The 15,956-nt window shown below is 65.0% G+C and carries 19 protein-coding genes and 1 pseudogene; 9 read left to right on the forward strand and 11 right to left on the reverse strand.

Annotated elements, in window-relative coordinates:
- Positions 1–194: 194 nt before the first annotated feature.
- Positions 195–886 (forward strand): annotated as a pseudogene (locus ACT009_RS13105) (IS6 family transposase).
- 109 nt (positions 887–995) lie between these two features.
- Here the strand turns inward: ACT009_RS13105 and ACT009_RS13110 are convergent.
- From ACT009_RS13110 to ACT009_RS13120, 3 genes are all read right to left on the reverse strand, one after another.
- Entirely contained in the window at positions 996–1,583 is a 588-nt protein-coding gene (locus ACT009_RS13110) for a hypothetical protein (RefSeq protein WP_445191506.1), read from the reverse strand.
- Positions 1,584–1,732: 149 nt separating this feature from the next.
- A complete protein-coding gene (locus ACT009_RS13115) occupies positions 1,733–1,948 on the reverse strand; it encodes a hypothetical protein (protein WP_445191507.1) in 216 nt (71 codons plus the stop codon).
- Position 1,949: 1 nt separating this feature from the next.
- Complete coding sequence (locus ACT009_RS13120; protein ID WP_445194096.1) at positions 1,950–2,030, reverse strand: hypothetical protein; 81 nt, start codon at positions 2,028–2,030, stop codon at positions 1,950–1,952.
- 227 nt (positions 2,031–2,257) lie between these two features.
- On the opposite strand from ACT009_RS13120, the gene ACT009_RS13125 reads away from it, so the two are divergent.
- Positions 2,258–2,509 carry a hypothetical protein gene (locus ACT009_RS13125; protein ID WP_445191508.1) on the forward strand — a complete coding sequence of 84 codons (252 nt, stop codon included), beginning with the start codon at positions 2,258–2,260 and terminating at the stop codon, positions 2,507–2,509.
- Between the two features lie 121 nt (positions 2,510–2,630).
- Here the strand turns inward: ACT009_RS13125 and ACT009_RS13130 are convergent, their stop codons facing one another.
- Entirely contained in the window at positions 2,631–3,431 is an 801-nt protein-coding gene (locus tag ACT009_RS13130) for a TerC family protein (protein ID WP_445191509.1), read from the reverse strand.
- 194 nt (positions 3,432–3,625) lie between these two features.
- Complete coding sequence (locus ACT009_RS13135) at positions 3,626–3,793, reverse strand: DUF465 domain-containing protein (protein WP_445191510.1); 168 nt, start codon at positions 3,791–3,793, stop codon at positions 3,626–3,628.
- Positions 3,794–4,208: 415 nt separating this feature from the next.
- Between ACT009_RS13135 and ACT009_RS13140 the strand changes: the two genes are divergently transcribed.
- The 4 genes from ACT009_RS13140 (at position 4,209) to uraH (ending at position 6,004) form a co-directional block, all read left to right on the forward strand.
- Positions 4,209–4,487, forward strand: a complete 279-nt coding sequence (locus ACT009_RS13140) for a hypothetical protein (RefSeq protein WP_445191511.1) — start codon at positions 4,209–4,211, stop codon at positions 4,485–4,487.
- Positions 4,488–4,718: 231 nt separating this feature from the next.
- Positions 4,719–5,135, forward strand: coding sequence for a nucleoside diphosphate kinase regulator (gene rnk, locus ACT009_RS13145; RefSeq protein WP_445191512.1), 417 nt, complete (start codon positions 4,719–4,721; stop codon positions 5,133–5,135).
- On the forward strand, positions 5,132–5,434 hold the full coding sequence (locus ACT009_RS13150; protein ID WP_445191513.1) for a hypothetical protein: 303 nt from the start codon (positions 5,132–5,134) through the stop codon (positions 5,432–5,434). The genes rnk and ACT009_RS13150 overlap by 4 nt, the downstream gene beginning before the upstream one ends.
- A 171-nt stretch (positions 5,435–5,605) precedes the next feature.
- Positions 5,606–6,004, forward strand: a complete 399-nt coding sequence (gene uraH / locus ACT009_RS13155; RefSeq protein WP_445191514.1) for a hydroxyisourate hydrolase — start codon at positions 5,606–5,608, stop codon at positions 6,002–6,004.
- A gap of 127 nt (positions 6,005–6,131) precedes the next feature.
- Here the strand turns inward: uraH and ACT009_RS13160 are convergent, their stop codons facing one another.
- From ACT009_RS13160 to ACT009_RS13185, 6 genes are all read right to left on the reverse strand, one after another.
- Complete coding sequence (locus ACT009_RS13160; RefSeq protein ID WP_445191515.1) at positions 6,132–6,812, reverse strand: TIGR02466 family protein; 681 nt, start codon at positions 6,810–6,812, stop codon at positions 6,132–6,134.
- A 151-nt stretch (positions 6,813–6,963) separates the two neighbouring features.
- On the reverse strand, positions 6,964–7,680 hold the full coding sequence (locus ACT009_RS13165) for a PEPxxWA-CTERM sorting domain-containing protein (RefSeq protein WP_445191516.1): 717 nt from the start codon (positions 7,678–7,680) through the stop codon (positions 6,964–6,966).
- A gap of 62 nt (positions 7,681–7,742) precedes the next feature.
- On the reverse strand, positions 7,743–7,913 hold the full coding sequence (locus ACT009_RS13170; protein WP_445191517.1) for a hypothetical protein: 171 nt from the start codon (positions 7,911–7,913) through the stop codon (positions 7,743–7,745).
- 323 nt (positions 7,914–8,236) lie between these two features.
- On the reverse strand, positions 8,237–10,024 hold the full coding sequence (locus ACT009_RS13175) for a YbhB/YbcL family Raf kinase inhibitor-like protein (protein ID WP_445191518.1): 1,788 nt from the start codon (positions 10,022–10,024) through the stop codon (positions 8,237–8,239).
- A gap of 59 nt (positions 10,025–10,083) precedes the next feature.
- Entirely contained in the window at positions 10,084–11,505 is a 1,422-nt protein-coding gene (locus ACT009_RS13180; protein ID WP_445191519.1) for a glycoside hydrolase family 47 protein, read from the reverse strand.
- 30 nt (positions 11,506–11,535) lie between these two features.
- Positions 11,536–12,414 carry a helix-turn-helix transcriptional regulator gene (locus tag ACT009_RS13185; RefSeq protein WP_445191520.1) on the reverse strand — a complete coding sequence of 293 codons (879 nt, stop codon included), beginning with the start codon at positions 12,412–12,414 and terminating at the stop codon, positions 11,536–11,538.
- Between the two features lie 96 nt (positions 12,415–12,510).
- Between ACT009_RS13185 and ACT009_RS13190 the strand changes: the two genes are divergently transcribed.
- The 3 genes from ACT009_RS13190 to ACT009_RS13200 all read left to right on the forward strand — a co-directional run bounded on the left by ACT009_RS13190 (position 12,511) and on the right by ACT009_RS13200 (position 15,914).
- Entirely contained in the window at positions 12,511–13,413 is a 903-nt protein-coding gene (locus ACT009_RS13190) for an SDR family oxidoreductase (protein WP_445191521.1), read from the forward strand.
- 133 nt (positions 13,414–13,546) lie between these two features.
- On the forward strand, positions 13,547–15,631 hold the full coding sequence (locus tag ACT009_RS13195) for a catalase (protein ID WP_445191522.1): 2,085 nt from the start codon (positions 13,547–13,549) through the stop codon (positions 15,629–15,631).
- A 37-nt stretch (positions 15,632–15,668) separates the two neighbouring features.
- A complete protein-coding gene (locus ACT009_RS13200) occupies positions 15,669–15,914 on the forward strand; it encodes a hypothetical protein (RefSeq protein WP_445191523.1) in 246 nt (81 codons plus the stop codon).
- Positions 15,915–15,956: the final 42 nt, after the last annotated feature.

The raw sequence follows: 15,956 nt of genomic DNA on the forward strand, positions 1-15,956 counted from the left end.
ACAAGGTGAAGCTTTTCGCGCGATCGAAGGTCTTTGCAGTGCCTTCGGCCTGGAGCCGTTATCCAAACCGCTGTCGCACGATCGTCATTGTACCCGAAAAGGGAGGGGTTGGCTGTGTCAGCCCTTACGCACCGAGTAAAAATTCAAGTGGGGCACGGTAGGTGACGGGCTATGCCACGCCGCGCAAGCCAGCCATTCCGTTCCGTTACTTCAACAGCTCGCCCGAGGTAATTTGGCTGGTGGTGCTGATGTACGTCCGCATCCCCTTGAGCCTCAGGAATGTGGAGGATCTGCTGTTCGAGCGCGGGATCGACATCTGTCAAGAGACGGTACGGCTGTGGTGCAAGCGGTTCGGCCCGCTGTTCGCCGGCGAGGCGCGCAGAAAGCGCGCGAGCCACATGCGCGGCTTTCGGCATTGGCGCTGGCACCTCGACGAGATGTACGTGAAGCAGACCGACGAGAGGGTCTATCTCTGGCGAGCGGTAGATCACGAGGGCGAGGTGCTGGAGAGCTAAGTCACGAAAGCCAGAGACAAGGGAGCGGCACTGACCCTCATAAAGAAGTCGGTGAAGCGCCACGGCTCACCAGAGGCGATCACCACGGACGGTCTGCGCTCCTACCGTGCAGGCATGAACGAGCTCGGCAACGCCGAGAAGCAGGAGGTGGGTCGCTGGGCCAACAACCGGGTCGAGAACTCGCACCTGCCGTTCCGACGACGAGAGCGAGCGATGCTGAGGTTCAGGCAGATGAAGACACTGCAGAAGTTCGCCTCGTTGCACGCCAACGTTCACAACCACTTTGATCTGGAGCGCCACCTTACCGACCGACAGACGACAAGGAACGACGCTCCGTCGCGCTGGCGGAGTGGCAGATCGTCGCGAGCTAGGGCGCCGCGTTCAAAGACCGATGTGCATCGTGTGGAGAGCGGTTCGCGTTAGACTGACAGCACCCTTTAATGCCATAGCCGCAGCAGATGTGGACCGCGATCTCGGCCTTCAGCCTCTCCGCCGCGCGCTCCAGCGCAGCGATGCCCCAGTCATTGGCCTCGTCGAAGAAAACGTAAACGCGGGCTCGTCGAAATGGATAATGTCGACGCGGCCGCTTCCAATTCGCGCGCTTCCTCGTTGAGGATGCGCGCGAACTCCTATGCCAGCTTCTCGCGGCTCCGGTGATGCGCGTCGTACAGAGTATCGATCATCGTTATCGGCACGGCAGCGTCCACTCGATCGGCTGATGGTCTGCGCGCGCAGAAAACGCGCATCGACGCCAAATACCGATTTGTGGCGTGAGACGGCGCCCACGACTGTCGGCACGTGGTGATCATAGCGATCGCGGATGCGCACCGGTTCGCGCTGCTCAAAATCGACACCCTCGAGACGCTCGACGAACGTGGTGACTAAGTGTTGGCGGGTCTGCTTGCCGTCCCCAAGAATGTCGATGCCTGCCTGCCGCTGATCGGCGCCCGCCAGGCGCCGCGCGTCCTGCTTGCCCGCGACCAGTTCCTCGTCCTCCAGCTTCCCGGGGCGACCATAGCGTTTGGGGCGGGCGAGCCAGGATGGCTTGGGCAGGCTGCCCGCGGTCATTGTCGGCAACGATGTCTTGATTGGGAATAACTTCACGTGCGTTAAAATCAGAGCGCGAGGTAGCTCATGAGGCCACCGACATCGACATGGTCCAACAGGTCCTCGTCACGCTTCGCACTCTAGCATCGCTCTACCAGCGCCGCCTAGGATCAGTCCCGCCGCTGGATCACGTCTGCCTTAAGGGAGTCGGCCTCGGCACCGCACGCCGTAGCGCTGATCACCCCGAGGCAGTCGTCGGTGCCGCACGTGCTGATCTGCGCGTCGATCGCGCCACGCATGAAGTGCTCAGCGACTGCCCGTGCGGTCGGCTGCCTCAGCGCCTCGCGGGTCTGTTCGAGCTTTTCGACTTCATAGAGTTCGAGCACCTTATGGAGCAGCCTCCTTGTTGCCGAACGCGGCGTAGGGGCTCGGCTTTGTGATGCCCGTTGCCTGCGTCGGTTCGGCCATGGAGGCCCCCTCATAGCCCTTCGACCAGAACACACCGAGGGCCGTTGCCAACGCTTGTTCCACGCAGAACTCGCGCGGGCGCCCTTTTTTGGTCAGTTGGGAGGAATTTTTATAACGACTGGCTTATAAACTTCGTCTCGCGCAACGTAAGGTTAGGAGGAGGGCTCCTCGCTGCGTTCATCGTCTTGACGGTACGCCGATCCATCAAAGGCTCGACAGGCACGAGGGTGGCGTTCGGCACCGACCTGCTGTTGCAGCCCTGGAGCACGAAGAACAAACCCGTCCTACTTACCCGTTTCGCCACGGTGTTCGGCAACGTCGGCATGTTGCAGTTCGCCGCGTCGGGGAACTGCGAGCTGTTCGCGTTCAGTGGCGAGCGCAATCCCTATAAGGACGCCAAATTCGGCGTGCTCCAGCGCGGTGCCTGGGCCGACATGCGGCTGGTCGACGGCGATCCACGCAGGGCATCAGCGTACTGAAGAGCCATAGTTGCAACCTCGCCGTCATCATCAAGGACGGCAAAATCTGGCAGAACCGGCTCGGCGTAGGCGGAGCCTGAAATCGATTTGCTCGCGCCCGCCCTAAATTGCCGCGCCATCGTCACTCGCCACCTCGCTTCCGGTCGGTTGCGCGTCGCGACCAGATGTTCAGGCCCTCCACGCCCGCTGAGAATGCCATCGCGGTATAGATATAGCCCTTCGGCACATGCGCGCCGAAGCCTTCGGCCACCAGCACCATGCCGATCATGAGCAGGAACCCCAGCGCCAGCATCACCACGGTCGGATTGCGGCCGATGAAGTTCGCGAGCGGATCGGCGGCGAGAAGCATGACGCCGACCGCGACGACAACGGCGATGACCATCACGGGCAGGTGATCCGTCATGCCGACCGCCGTCAGGATCGAATCGAACGAGAACACGATATCCAGCGCGATGATCTGAAGGATCGCAGCGCCGAAGCCGATGGCCGCGGGGCGGTGCTTGTCCAGCACGGTCTCGGCCGGCCGGGGATCCAGCGAATGGTGGATTTCCTTGGTCGCCTTCCAGAGGAGGAACAGGCCGCCGCCGATCAGGATCAGATCTCGCCAGGAAAACGCCATCTCCCAGCTGTGATGAAGCTGCCGCGTCACCGGATCGATTGCGCTGCTGCCGGCGAAGCCAAGATCGATGACGGTTGCCGTGAGGCCGACGATCCAGGCGATCATCGACAACAGGGCGAGGCGCATCGCCAACGCGAGGCCGATCCCGATGCGGCGGACTTTCTGGCGATGTTCCACCGGCAGCTTGTTCGACAGGATCGAGATGAAGATGAGGTTGTCGATACCGAGGACCACCTCCATCACGATCAGGGTGAGGAGCGCTGCCCAGATGGACGGATCAGCGAAGATCGAGAGATCGAACATGACGAACCTTGATAGCAGGGCGGGTCGTCGGCGACGCGGCCGAGGCCGGACAGATCGCCATGGGCATCCGATGGCGCGTTGCCGACATCGAGCCGTCTTTGCCGATCGGCGGCTCGGGAACGGCTGACCGCCTGCGGCACGGCGCAGGCGGACGGCTGGTGCACCGGCCGGATCGAACGGGCCGCATCGAAAATTCAGATAGGCTGCGGCCGGAGCATGCGTGCGTAGAGCTGGTCCTTTACCCGCAAGCGCAGCCTCTTGAGCCGCAGCAGGCGGAGGCTGTCGGGCATGCGCCGGTTCGTTTCCGCGCGGATCTGCCCGTCCAGCTTTGCGTGAAGCCTGGTCAAGTTATAGGTGAACATCGGTAACGCCTCTCTCCAATCATCGACTGAAAAAATCGGATGGATCGCGATGAAAGGGAGGCGAATAGGCCAGGCCAATATCGAGATCACCCGATGCGGTCCGACATCACGTTCGTCCGTAGACGATCGCCAGAGGGGCCCGGCCCGCCCAATCAAGATAAGCGACACCGAGCGAGCGTCAAGGGGCGTGGTTTCCGTTGCGGCAACGCCGCGGGTTGACGGCAGAGGGTGTCATCGTCATCTATGTCGTATGTACGCCTTCGCGACATATCAGCGTTTCCGCAATCATGCCGGCCAACTCGCCGCACGCACGTAGCCCGAACTCGTCGGGTTGCTGATCGAGTTCGGGCATTATTCGATTTGATCTTCGGGCGTGGCCGACGCGCCCGAATTCTCGAGTAAGCGGAAACCTACAGTGTCTGATATCGAATTCACGGCGGCCGATCGCCGATCGGAACCTATTGCCCAAGACGGTTCGGCGATTTCGCCAAGACGTGTCCTCGTGATGAGGCCAGCAAGCTTCTTCTCCAATCGATTCAAGATGTACGTCGAAGATGAAGATTGCGAAGAAGGATCGGTTCGAGCGTCATCGCCGCGAACCGGCATCAACCGCCTCGCGGATCTCAACCTGTTGCTGTTGATCTTGATCATCGGTGTGCCGCTGCTGATCTACTGCATCATGGATTCACCCTGATGGCGCAGTAAGCGGTCGGGTCGACGTACCGCGCTCGCATCATCACCTAGGTCAGATGGACGCTCCAGCGACATACAGGCGTTTTCGCCACCACGTGGGACAGTTCGCCGCGCGTGCGTAGATCGAGCTCGGGTCGGCTCCTGCCGCCTGAGTTCGGGCCCTATTCTACCTAAAAAAATTGCCAGGATGCGCGCGGAACATTCATGATCTCCAAAAAGTAAAGTCAACTTCATGCAACACGACACCGTGACAGCAGCCGATCGTCCCGCCATCCATCTGACCGCAAGCGAGTGCGATGCGCTCTCGAATCTCGCACTGAGTGCCGAGCACAAGCATCCGCTGTCCTCGGCGATGCTGCTGGCCGAACTAGATCGCGCCGAACTTTGCGAGCCCGGTGATTTGCCGGCGCAGACCGTCGTCATGAATTCCCGCATTCAGTTCGTCGACGAAGCCACCGGCACGCGGCGCACCGTGCAACTCGTCTATCCGCGCGATGCGGACATCGCCGCGGGGCGCGTGTCGGTGCTGACGCCGATCGGAGCGGGCCTGATCGGGATGACGGCCGGTCATTCGATTCGCTGGCCCGACCGCGAAGGCCATGACCGGCTGCTTCGCATCGAGGGTGTCACGGCCCCGGTCGGGGCGTGACGATGATCGAGGAACTTGCTCGTCACCGCTGCGTCGATGGTGATGGTACGCCATTGTTCGTCGTCGAACATCGGCATGTCTTCATCACGCAAGGCGATGCAGGTACACGAGAGCACCGCGGTGCCGCCTGGACGACCCTGCTCGACGGCGAACCGGTTCGCTACATCGACGCCCGTACCTTCGAGATCGTCGCGACCGGCGAATTGCTCACCCACGATCAGGGGCGGTGCGTCTGCGCGCCTGCGGTCAGGGTCGATACGTTCGACGGCATGTCGAAGGCCTCGATCGGAAGCGCGTGATCATCCACGATCTTGCTCATCGCATCTCGTCGAACCGCGGACACGATACCGCTCGCGCGCGATCACAGCCAAAGGAAGATCCGGACCCTGCGGCTACACGAAACGTTATGACGTCGATCCATCATCGGCAGCCATTCGTGTCGCTATTGCCTCCAAGTCCAAGGGACATCCATGAAGCGCTTCTCCTTGCTCGCCGGCCTTGCCCTAGCTTTCAGCCCGACGACCGTCTCGGCCGCCGAAATCTCGACGCATGTCCTCGACCTGGCGCGCGGAGTGGGTGGTCAGGGCGTCCCTGTCGTGTTGCTGAAGAAGTCGGCCGACGGCCATTGGGTAGAGGTAGCACGTGCACGAACCGACGCGAACGGCCGGGTGAAGTCGTTCGGCGATCCGAAGAGCTTCACCGTCGGGATCTATAAACTGACGTTCGACATGACGGCCTATCCCGATCCGCGAGCCACACCCTTCTTCCCGGAAATCGATCTGGTCTTTCAGGTCGGCGATGCCAGCGTGCACTATCATGTACCGGTCGTGGTCAGCCCCTATGGATATTCGACGTACCGGGGGAATTGAGGCGCCAGCTAGTCGACCTGCTCGCCAGGGTCCGTTGCCTTGGCCGAGGTGCAAACCGTCACGCGCTAAACGGCCGCGCTGAGGGCCGAAGTGCAATGGCCGAGGACGGTCGCACCCCAATCGCTACCTACGCCTGCTGCACCACGTCGATGTTCATGGCGATCGAGATCCGATCGGATGCCCCGTAGTACGGCCGCACGCCGTGACGCAGCCAAGCCGGAAAAAGGACGATATCGCCCGCCTTCGTCGGCCATCGCCGTTCGTTGGCCTGCGGCTGGCCATCGATGCCGATCATCCGAAATCCCGCCATGCGCATCAGTGGAAGCGGAAAACGGGGATCCTCGAAGAACAGCTCGCCGCCATGCGCGCCATCGGGCCCTGGCTCGCCCATCGCCACATAGAAGACAGCAGCCCACAGCACGCCTGGATGGGAATGGCTCATGTTCAGCGATCCCGCGGGCGAGATGTTCGCCCACATCTTCATGCTCCAATCCACCGCGCCCTGGTCGAGGTTCCCGAAATTGCTGACGCGCTTGGCCGCATTGAGCGCGAGCTGCCCGAGCTTCTCTGCTGCAGGTCCGCCCCATGCCAGCATGTCGGTTGAGGAATGCCACCCGCCGATATTGGATCGGGCGACCCCGGGTTCGGCAGCGCGCCGGGCCCGGATGATCGCTTCCAGCTCGACGAGCAGATCGCCTGTGCCGATCAGCTGACCGTGCAGGATCGGGGTTTCGAACAACCCGACCTGCGCAGCCCTCATCCTGACATTGGTGAAATCTGCTGGGCCTGCTGCGTCCGCCGTCGACATAGTCACTTTCCGAGGTCGGAAAATCGGGTCGCAGGATCGCGTACTGCGCAGATTGAAGCTGCACGCGTGCCCGAGCCGATGCTGCCGCCGATTTTCGTCGCAGGCGTATCGCTCGATGCTGAAGCACCACGATTTCGCGAACCGGCGCAGGTCACGTTGCGTACGCGACCCGCGGCGTGCCGTTCCGGCGGCGCAGCATGCAGCCAGCCGCTCCCATCCCCAGGATCATCAACGCCCAGCTCGTCGGCTCCGGCACGGCCGTCGCGGCGATCGTGACGGAGAAGGTCGCGTCCAGATATCCGAGCGAGTTGAACACGGGGCCATCGGCGAGCACGTTGCCGGTGACCAGCGTACCGAGGTTCGGAATCGAATTGGAACCGCACCCGGCGAACGGCAGGCATGTTCCGACCGTCGCCAATCCCGCATTGTCGGCGAGGCCGAACGTGCTGATGAAGGCGACATAGGTCTCGCCCTGCATCAGCTTGATACCGGTCGGATCGAAGGCGAAGAGGCCAGCGGCGCCGGAACGGACTTCGCTGCGGTAAAGCTCGTCGGTGGGTCGAGATCCATCCCACTTGAACACGATGCCATAAGCGGACTGCAGATCGGACGCGTTCAACGTGAACTGGAAATTGGTGAGATTGCCGGCGATCGGCGTGGTGAACGTCTCGCCGAAATACTGCGTTTGATTGCCCCCGGTCAGCTGGCCGGAAAGATAGGGAGAGCCGTAGCTGTTGGTCGGGTTCGCAATCGTCACAGCGTGGGCTGACCCCGCACTCACACCCGCAACACCGATCAACGCAGCAAGCGTCGCTTTCACAAACCGCATCACATTCTTGCTCCCGAACCGACGGGCGGCGCGAAGCACGCCGCCCTCGAGGCGGTCACCGGTGCCATGTGGATGTTACGCGTCGTTGACAGTCCGCCCCCTCATCCTTTGTAGCGGGCCTCGAGCAGATCGAGTTCGCGCACCAGCTTCTGGGCCACGGCGCTGCCAAGCTCGCGTTCCCGGACAATGCGAAACACCTCGTCGCGCTCGGCGCGGATCGCGATCAGCCGCAGATCGCGTTCGACACAATCCTGCCGTCGTGCCTCCTTCAAGTCGCGCCCCTCGTGGCTCCGCAGCTCGATCCGGTCGCGATCGGCGTCTTCCGTCCGCCGACGAGGGCGGTTGCCGGATACGTTCGCGCGGGAGATCGCACCGCGCTACGTCCCGTGGTGATCCGCGGGCTCGTGGCGCACTGGCCTGCCATCGCCGCAGCAAGGGCTGGCAATCGCGACCTCGCCGCCTATCTAGCGCCGCTGGACAGCGGCGAACCCACCGTCCGAGAGCGCACCCGGGGGATGTGGCGCTTTTCGCGACTTTGATCCGGACCCATCCTAACGAGCTGGCTGCAAGTGTAATTCGATGCGCCGCCGCACCCTCACTCTCCAACCGGCTCCGCATAGGTTCCGACCAAATCCCCCGCCGCGATCACATGCCCCGCGATCGCCTGGGCGAGCTGGTCGCGGGTGGCGCCGAGGGGAAGCTCCAACGCTCGGTCGAGGGCGAGGAGCTGGAAGTGGTAGGGGTGGGGCTTGTCGCCCTTGGGTGGGCGCGGGCCGTACCAGCCGACGGTGCCGCGGGAGGTTGCGCCCTGCATGATCCCCTCGAGCGGGCCGCCGTTCAACCGGTCGCGCTCCTGCAGCCCGGCGGGGAGGCGGGTGGTCGTGGCGGGAATGTTCCAGGCGGTCCAGTGTACCACCGGGTGCGCGGCGCCGGCGGGGTCCTCGACGACGATCGCGTAGGATTGCGCGCCCGGCACCGCGGGCCAGGATAAAGCGGGCGAGAAGCCGAGGCCGTATTCGGTGTGCTCGCGCGGGATCGGGCCGTTGGCGCGGAACGCCTCCGCCGTCACCGCGATCGTTGCGGCGCCGGTCGCGCGGCCCTCCGCACGCTGGAGCAGCAGCGCGACGTTCGATCCGCGCGCGGCCTGTTCCAGCATCGGTCCGGCGGGCGGCGCAACGGGCGCGGCGCCGCCCTGGGCGCCGTCATAGGTGACGCGGTACAGCACGCCGTTGGCGTCGTCCGACAGCAGCAGCGAGCCGTCGCGCATCACCGCCATGCCGCAGGGCCGGCCGTAGTGGCTGCGGCCGTCGGCACTCATGAAGCCGGTCAGGAACGGCTCGATCCGCGTCGCCTGACCGTTGGCGTCGAAGCGCACGCGGACGACCTCGTAGCCAGAGGCCGGCTTGCGGTTCCAACTGCCGTGCATCGCGACGAAGGCATCGCCCGCGGCGTCGGGCCCGAAGCCGCCGCCCGGGTGAAACGCCCATTGCATGCCCGCAGCATGCGCGGTGTACATCAGCACCGGGTTGCGCGACGCCGCCGCCCATTGCGCGCCGGTGATCCCGCCCGGCGGTTCGTCCTGCGGATTGCGCTTGCCGTCCTCGAACACATAGGGCCAGCCATAACGTGCACCGCGCTCGATCTTGTTGACCTCCTCGCGCTGCAGGTCGTTGCCGAGCCAGTCGATCCCCTGGTCCCAGCCCCACAACTCCCCGGTGCGCGGATGCCACCCGAAGCCGATCGTGTTGCGCAGGCCCGACGCCCAGACGCGTCGGCTCTTGCCGTCGAGGCTGGCGCGGATCAGCGTCGCGTTCTCCTGGCTGGATTCGTCGCAGGCGTTACAGGTCGAGCCGGCGCTGATGTAGAGCATTCTGTCGGGCCCGACCGCCAAGGTGCGGTTCAGATGCTGACCGGCGTCGGGCAGGTCGTCGATGATCGTCTCGACCCGTCCGATTCCGCCATCGGGCAGCAGCGGCGCGCGGAACACCTCACGCGCGGTCATGAAGTAAAGTTGGCCCTCGTGGACGGTGAGCCCGTGGAGGCCAGGCCGGTTGACGATCACCACGGGCGGGCCGTCGGCGCGGCCATCGCCATTGCGGTCGACAAGGCGGACGATGTCGGCTTCGGATCGGCGGCTGACATAGACGTCGCCGCCGGGCGCGACCGCGATCATGCGCGCATTGCCCAGATCCTGCGCCCATACCGACACGCGGTAGCCGCGGGGCAGCTTCAGTTTCGACGCGAAGTCGTTGCCGGGTTTGACCGGGGTCAGTTCGTTGAACCAGGCGCGGACCGGTCGCTTGTCGTTATCCTCCGGGCTGCTCTGGGCGGTTGCCGCGGTCGCGGTGAGGAGAAACAGGGTCGCGAGCGGGATGAGCTTCATGAACGGCTCCGGATAGGGTTCCCTACGACAATGCTTCGCCCGTCGATGCGCTCCCGACCTTATTCGCGACCTTCGCTTTTCCGCGTCCGACCCTCCTCGGCGGGTTGGCGGAAGCCCAGCAACACATTGCCTTCGGTCGACAAATAGTTGCGCCGATAGTCGAAGCGCGGCGTGTCGGCGAACAGCAGATAATAATATTTCATCTGTTCGGACCACCAATAGCCGGGGCAGTGATCCGCCTGGCGCTTGGGCGTGGCGGTGACGTCGGCGAGGTCGGTGTAGCCGTAGCGCGCCTTGTTCCAGCGCTTCATCGCGTCGAAATGCGCCAGGCCGATCCTGCGCCAGCGCGGATCGCGATCGATCAGCCACAGCGTGAACGCGGCATCCGCCAGTTCAGGACGCAGCGCGTTGGTACGCTGCGTCGGCATCGCGGTGGCATAGTCGTATCCCTCCGGCAGGACGCCGAACCGCGCCTGCACCTTGGCCCAGCTCTCGGTATAGGCCGCACCCTGCTTCATCGCGCCGCCCTGCCCGAGCAGGCCCCCGTAGAAGGAAGCGAGCTCGTCCTGTTCGGTCGCGACCACCGCACCGGTTTCGAAATCGACGTCGGCGAACCACAGGCTGCCGTCCTTCCAGACCTGCTGGTGCTCGAGGATCGCGGCGGTGCAGACCTCGTACATCCGCTTGCACTCGGCATCGCCAAACAGCTGCCAGCTGTCCCACAGATATTCGAAGAAGCTGTCGCAATAGGACCCGACCGTGGCGCGCCGATCGCGCCATTCGCCGGTCAGCACGTCGATCTTGGTCGCGACCAAGTCGATCTTCGACCGGCGTGCGAACACCGCGACCAGCGCCTTGCGCGCCACGGTCGCATAACGTGGGTCGCCGGTCAGCCGGCTGAGCATGCCCCATTCGGGCAGGTAGGTGGCGATGTCGGCGGGACTCGTGACGGGTTCGCGCACCGCGCCCGTCTTCAGGTTGACGAAGCGATACGGCATCCCGGTCGGCGTCGCGAACGCGGGCAGCAGGCGATCGGCCAGGTCGCGCGCCTTGGCGAGCAGCACCGGATCGCCACAGGCATGATGCGCGGACAACAGCCCGCCGAGCAGGCGGATCGAGGTTTCGAACACCGACACCTCGCCATCGACATCGGCATCGAAGTGCTGCTTCACCCAGCCGACGCCGGCCGCGAACCGGCTGTCGAGCCCCATCACCCACAGCGTATCCAGCGCCTCGATCAGGCTGAGCCCGAGATGCCGGGTCTTGAGCGGGAAGGACGAGAAGGTGCCGCTGACCGGCTTGATCTCGTCCTTGCCCCAGGCGTGCTGGCGGTAGAGATCCCACGCCCAGGCCATCTGGGCCTTTACGTCCTCGGCGACGGCACTCCAATCGGTGTCCCGCGCGCGCGCGGCTGCCGCCGCCGCAGTCGCACCCCCAAGCGCAGCAGCGCCCGCCAACATCGTCCGCCTGTCGATCCGCACCCCGGCATCCCTCCCAATCCTGCCCGCAAGTTACCCCGCGATCATCGCCGCCTTTTGCTCAGATCCGTCGGTCGGCGCCACATCGTGGTCCAGCAACAGGCGCAACCGCTCCGCGTCCGACGGCGTCGCCGGGTTGTAGATGATCATCCCCAGCTCGGGCCGACCTTCGACCGCGAAGGTGGAGAATTCCATCGCCAGCAACCCGGTGACGGGATGGTGAATGCGTTTGGTTCCTTCGTTGTGCGAGACGACCTCGTTGTCCTGCCACAGCGCCGCGAATTCGGGGCTGATGCGGGAGAGCTCGGCGACCAGATCGGTCGCGGCGGCGCTCTCGATCGCGCCGGCGCGGGTCACGTCGGCGCGAAAGGCCCCGACGACGAAGCGCGCGATGCTGTCCCAATCCGCGTTGCGGGCGCGGACGTGATCACTCGCGAACATCAGCCGGAGAATGTTGCGCCCCTCGCGCGGCAGCTTGGAATAGTCGGTCAGCAGCAGCGCCGCCGCGCGGTTCCAGCCGACCACGTCCCACATCGCCGTCTTGATGATCGCGGGGCTGAACGGCATCGCGTCGAGTACGCTCTGCAACCGCGGCGTGATCCCGCTGACCGGCTGGTAGCGGGCTTCCGGCGGGCGGCCGAGCCCGAGCATGTAGAGATGCTCGCGCTCCGGCTCGGTGAGCATCAACCCCTTGGCGATCCGGTCGAGCACGTTGGCCGACGGCGCCCCGCCGCGGCCCTGCTCCAGCCAGGTATACCAGGTCGGGCTGATGTTGGCGCGGCTCGCCACCTCCTCGCGGCGCAGTCCCGGGGTGCGCCGCCGCCCGCTGCCGAACCCGAGGGCCGCCGGATCGAGCCGCGCGCGGCGATCGCGCAGATAGGTGCCGAGCGGATTCTGCGCCTCACGCGCCATGATCGATCCTGTTGCAGCTTATACCACGATATCGTCACTACTTTAACAGGTTCCCGGCGGCCGCGATATGCCGATCCGACAATTAGGAGATCAACGATGCGTGTGTTTCTGACCGGCGCGACCGGCTTCATCGGCTCGCACCTCATTCCCGAGCTGCTCGACAGCGGCCACCAGATCCTCGGCCTTACGCGATCCGACGCAGGGGCTCGCCGGCTCGAGGCGGCGGGGGTCGAGCCGCATCTCGGCGACCTCGACCAGCCCGAGACGCTCGCGATCGGCGCGGCGGCGGCCGATGCGGTGATCCATTGCGCGTTCGATCACGATTTCTCGAACTTCGTCGAAAACACCCGCAAGGACGATCGCAACATCGCGGCGATGGGCGATGCGCTGGAAGGCACCGACAAGCCGATCCTGATCACTTCGGGCGTCGGCCTGGGCACGCCGCTAGGGGGCGGCGCGGCACGGGAGGACGTACTGAACCCGCGGCATGCCAATCCGCGGATCGCGACCGAGCTCGCCGGTGCGGCGCTGATCGCGAGGCGAATCGACGTGCGGACGATCCGGCTGCCCCAGGTCCACGACACCACCAAGGCCGGGCTGATCACGCCGCTGGTGGCGGAGGCGCGGCGTGCCGGCGCGATCGCCTATGTCGGCGAGGGCCAGGCGCGCTGGTCGGCGGCGCATGTCAGCGATGTCGCCAGGCTCTACGTCCTGGCGCTCGAACGCGGCGAACCGGGCGCCCGCTACCATGCGTCGGTCGAGGAGGGCGTCACCGCCCGGGCGATCGCCGAGGCGATCGGCACGGGCACAGGGCTGCCGGTCCGCTCGATCGCGCCCGATGAGATCGAGCGCTATTTCGGCTGGATGACTCCTTTCGCGACGCTCGACATGGTCGCGTCGAACGATTGGACGCGGGCACGGCTGGGGTGGGAGCCGACCGGCCCGGATCTGCTCACCGATCTCGCCGCGATGGATCATGCGGTGCCCGTGGCGGCATGAGCCACGCCGTCGCCCGTTAGCCGCGCCTATGCCCAGCCAGCGGGCGACGGCCCTCGTCCGATCGCGATCCGACATCCACCCGCAACCCGTGGCGTCGCCATCCGTTGGCCTGATGAACCGACGAAGGATGACCATGCCCGACACTGCACTGAACCCCGGCAACGGTGGCGAGACCCATCAGGTGACCGACGCGGATCATCCGGTTCTGACGACCAATCACGGCACGCCGATCAGCGACAACCAGAACCAGCTGAAGGCCGGTGCGCGCGGCCCGGTGCTGCTGGAGGACGAGGTCTACCGCGAGAAGATCAACCATTTCGATCATGAGCGCATTCCCGAACGCATCGTCCATGCGCGCGGATCGGCCGCGCATGGCTATTTCGAATGCACCGACAGTCTCGCCGACATCACGTGCGCCGACCTGTTCGCCAAGAAGGGCCAGCGGACCGAGGTGTTCACCCGCTTTTCGACGGTCGCGGGTGGCGCGGGGTCGGTCGATACGCCGCGCGACGTCCGTGGCTTCGCGGTCAAGTTCTACACCCGCGAGGGGAATTGGGACCTGGTCGGCAACAACATCCCGGTGTTCTTCATCCAGGACGCGATCAAGTTCCCCGATCTGATCCACGCGGCGAAGATGGAAGCCGATCGCGGCTACCCGCAGGCCGCGACCGCGCACGACACCTTCTGGGACTTTATCAGCCTGATGCCCGAATCCACCCACATGATCATGTGGGCGATGTCCGACCGCACCCTGCCGCGGACCTTCGCGAACATGGAGGGGTTCGGGATCCACACGTTCCGCTTCATCAACAAGGAGGGGAAGAGCACCTTCGTCAAGTTCCACTGGAAGCCGAAGGCGGGGCTCGCCTCGACGATCTGGGACGAGACCGTCAAGATCGCGGGCGCGGACCCCGACTTCCAGCGCCGCGATTTGTTCGAGCGGATCGAGCGCGGCGACTATCCGGAGTGGGAGCTCGGGGTGCAGCTGTTCGACAAGGCGTTCGCCGACGCGCAGCCCTATGACGTGCTCGATTCGACCAAGATCATCCCGGAGGAAGTGCTGCCGGTGCGGATCGTCGGCAAGATGGTGCTCGATCGTTATCCCGACAATTTCTTCGCGGAGACCGAACAGGCGGCGTTCGTGCCGAGCCATGTCGTACCCGGCATCGGCTTCACCAACGATCCGCTGCTGCAGGGACGGTTGTTCAGCTACACCGACACCCAGCTGTCGCGGCTGGGCAGCGTCAACTTCCACCAGCTGCCGATTAATTCGGCCAAGGGTCGTGCGGAAGCGGCGGGTTGTCCGTTCATGAACCAGCAGCGCGACGGCCATATGCAGATGGAGGTGCCCAAGGGCCGCGCCAATTACGAACCCAACAGCCTGGCCAAGGCGGGTGAGCCGGCCGGCGCGCGCGAGGACCCCGACAACGGCTACAATACCTTTCCGTCCGAAGAGGAAGGCCAGAAGCTCAGGATCCGCGCGGAGAGCTTTGCGGATCACTACAGCCAGGCGCGATTGTTCTTCCGATCGATGGACCCCGCGGAGCAGGCCCATATCGCGTCGGCGCTGGTGTTCGAACTCAGCAAGGTGTCGCTGGAGCATATCCGCCTCGCGATGTTGGCGAACCTGCGCAACGTCGACGAGGATCTGGCGAGCCGGGTCGCCGCGGGCCTCGCGATGGACCTGCCCAACGCCTCGCCGACGGCGGCGCCGGTAATCGACATGGACGTGTCGCCGGCCTTGCGCATCATCCGCGGGCCGCTGGAAAAGCACACCCTGGAAGGGCGCACCGTCGGCATCCTGATCGCGGACGGCAGCGATGCCGAGGCGCTGGCGACGCTCACCGGCGACGTCGCCGCCGCCAAGGGCGTCGCGAAGCTGATCGCCCCCAAGATCGGCAAGGTGCCGCTGTCGGACGGTTCCGCGGTCGCCGCGGACGCGCAGTTGTTCGGGCAGCCCTCCGTCACCGTCGATGCGTGCGCGGTGATCCTGTCGCAGGAGGCATGCGCGAAGCTCTGCAAGGAGGGCGCTGCGGTGCAGTGGGTGATGGACGCGTTCGGCCATCTGAAGGCGATCGGCCACAATGCGGACGCCAAGCCGTTGCTCGACAAGGCCGGGGTCGAGCCGGACGAGGGCGTCACCGACCTGGTGAGCTTCGTCGACGCCGCCAAGCGCCGCCACTGGGATCGGGAGGCGAGCGTGCGGACGCTCGCCTGATCGAAGCGAGATGGTCGAGGAACGGGCGGAGCGAACGATGGATGAGGCGACTTCGATGCAACTCGGCATCAGGCGATCGGCGGAGATGGCGGCGCTGTTCATGATCGGCGATGGCATGCTCGGGCTGCTGCAAGCGAGGCGTCATGTCGAGTTGTGGCGGTCGGACGTGGCCGCGGTGGACGTACTCGTGCGCCCCTTCGCCGAGCGGCCGGCGCGTCGCCGCGCCTATGGGCTGCTGCAGATCGGTGCGGGCCTCGCGCTCGCATCGGCGCTCCGCCGCTAGACCGCACGTCGGCGCCGTTACGAACGCATCCGATACGACCAG

Source organism: Sphingomonas sp. Tas61C01 (assembly GCF_052567495.1).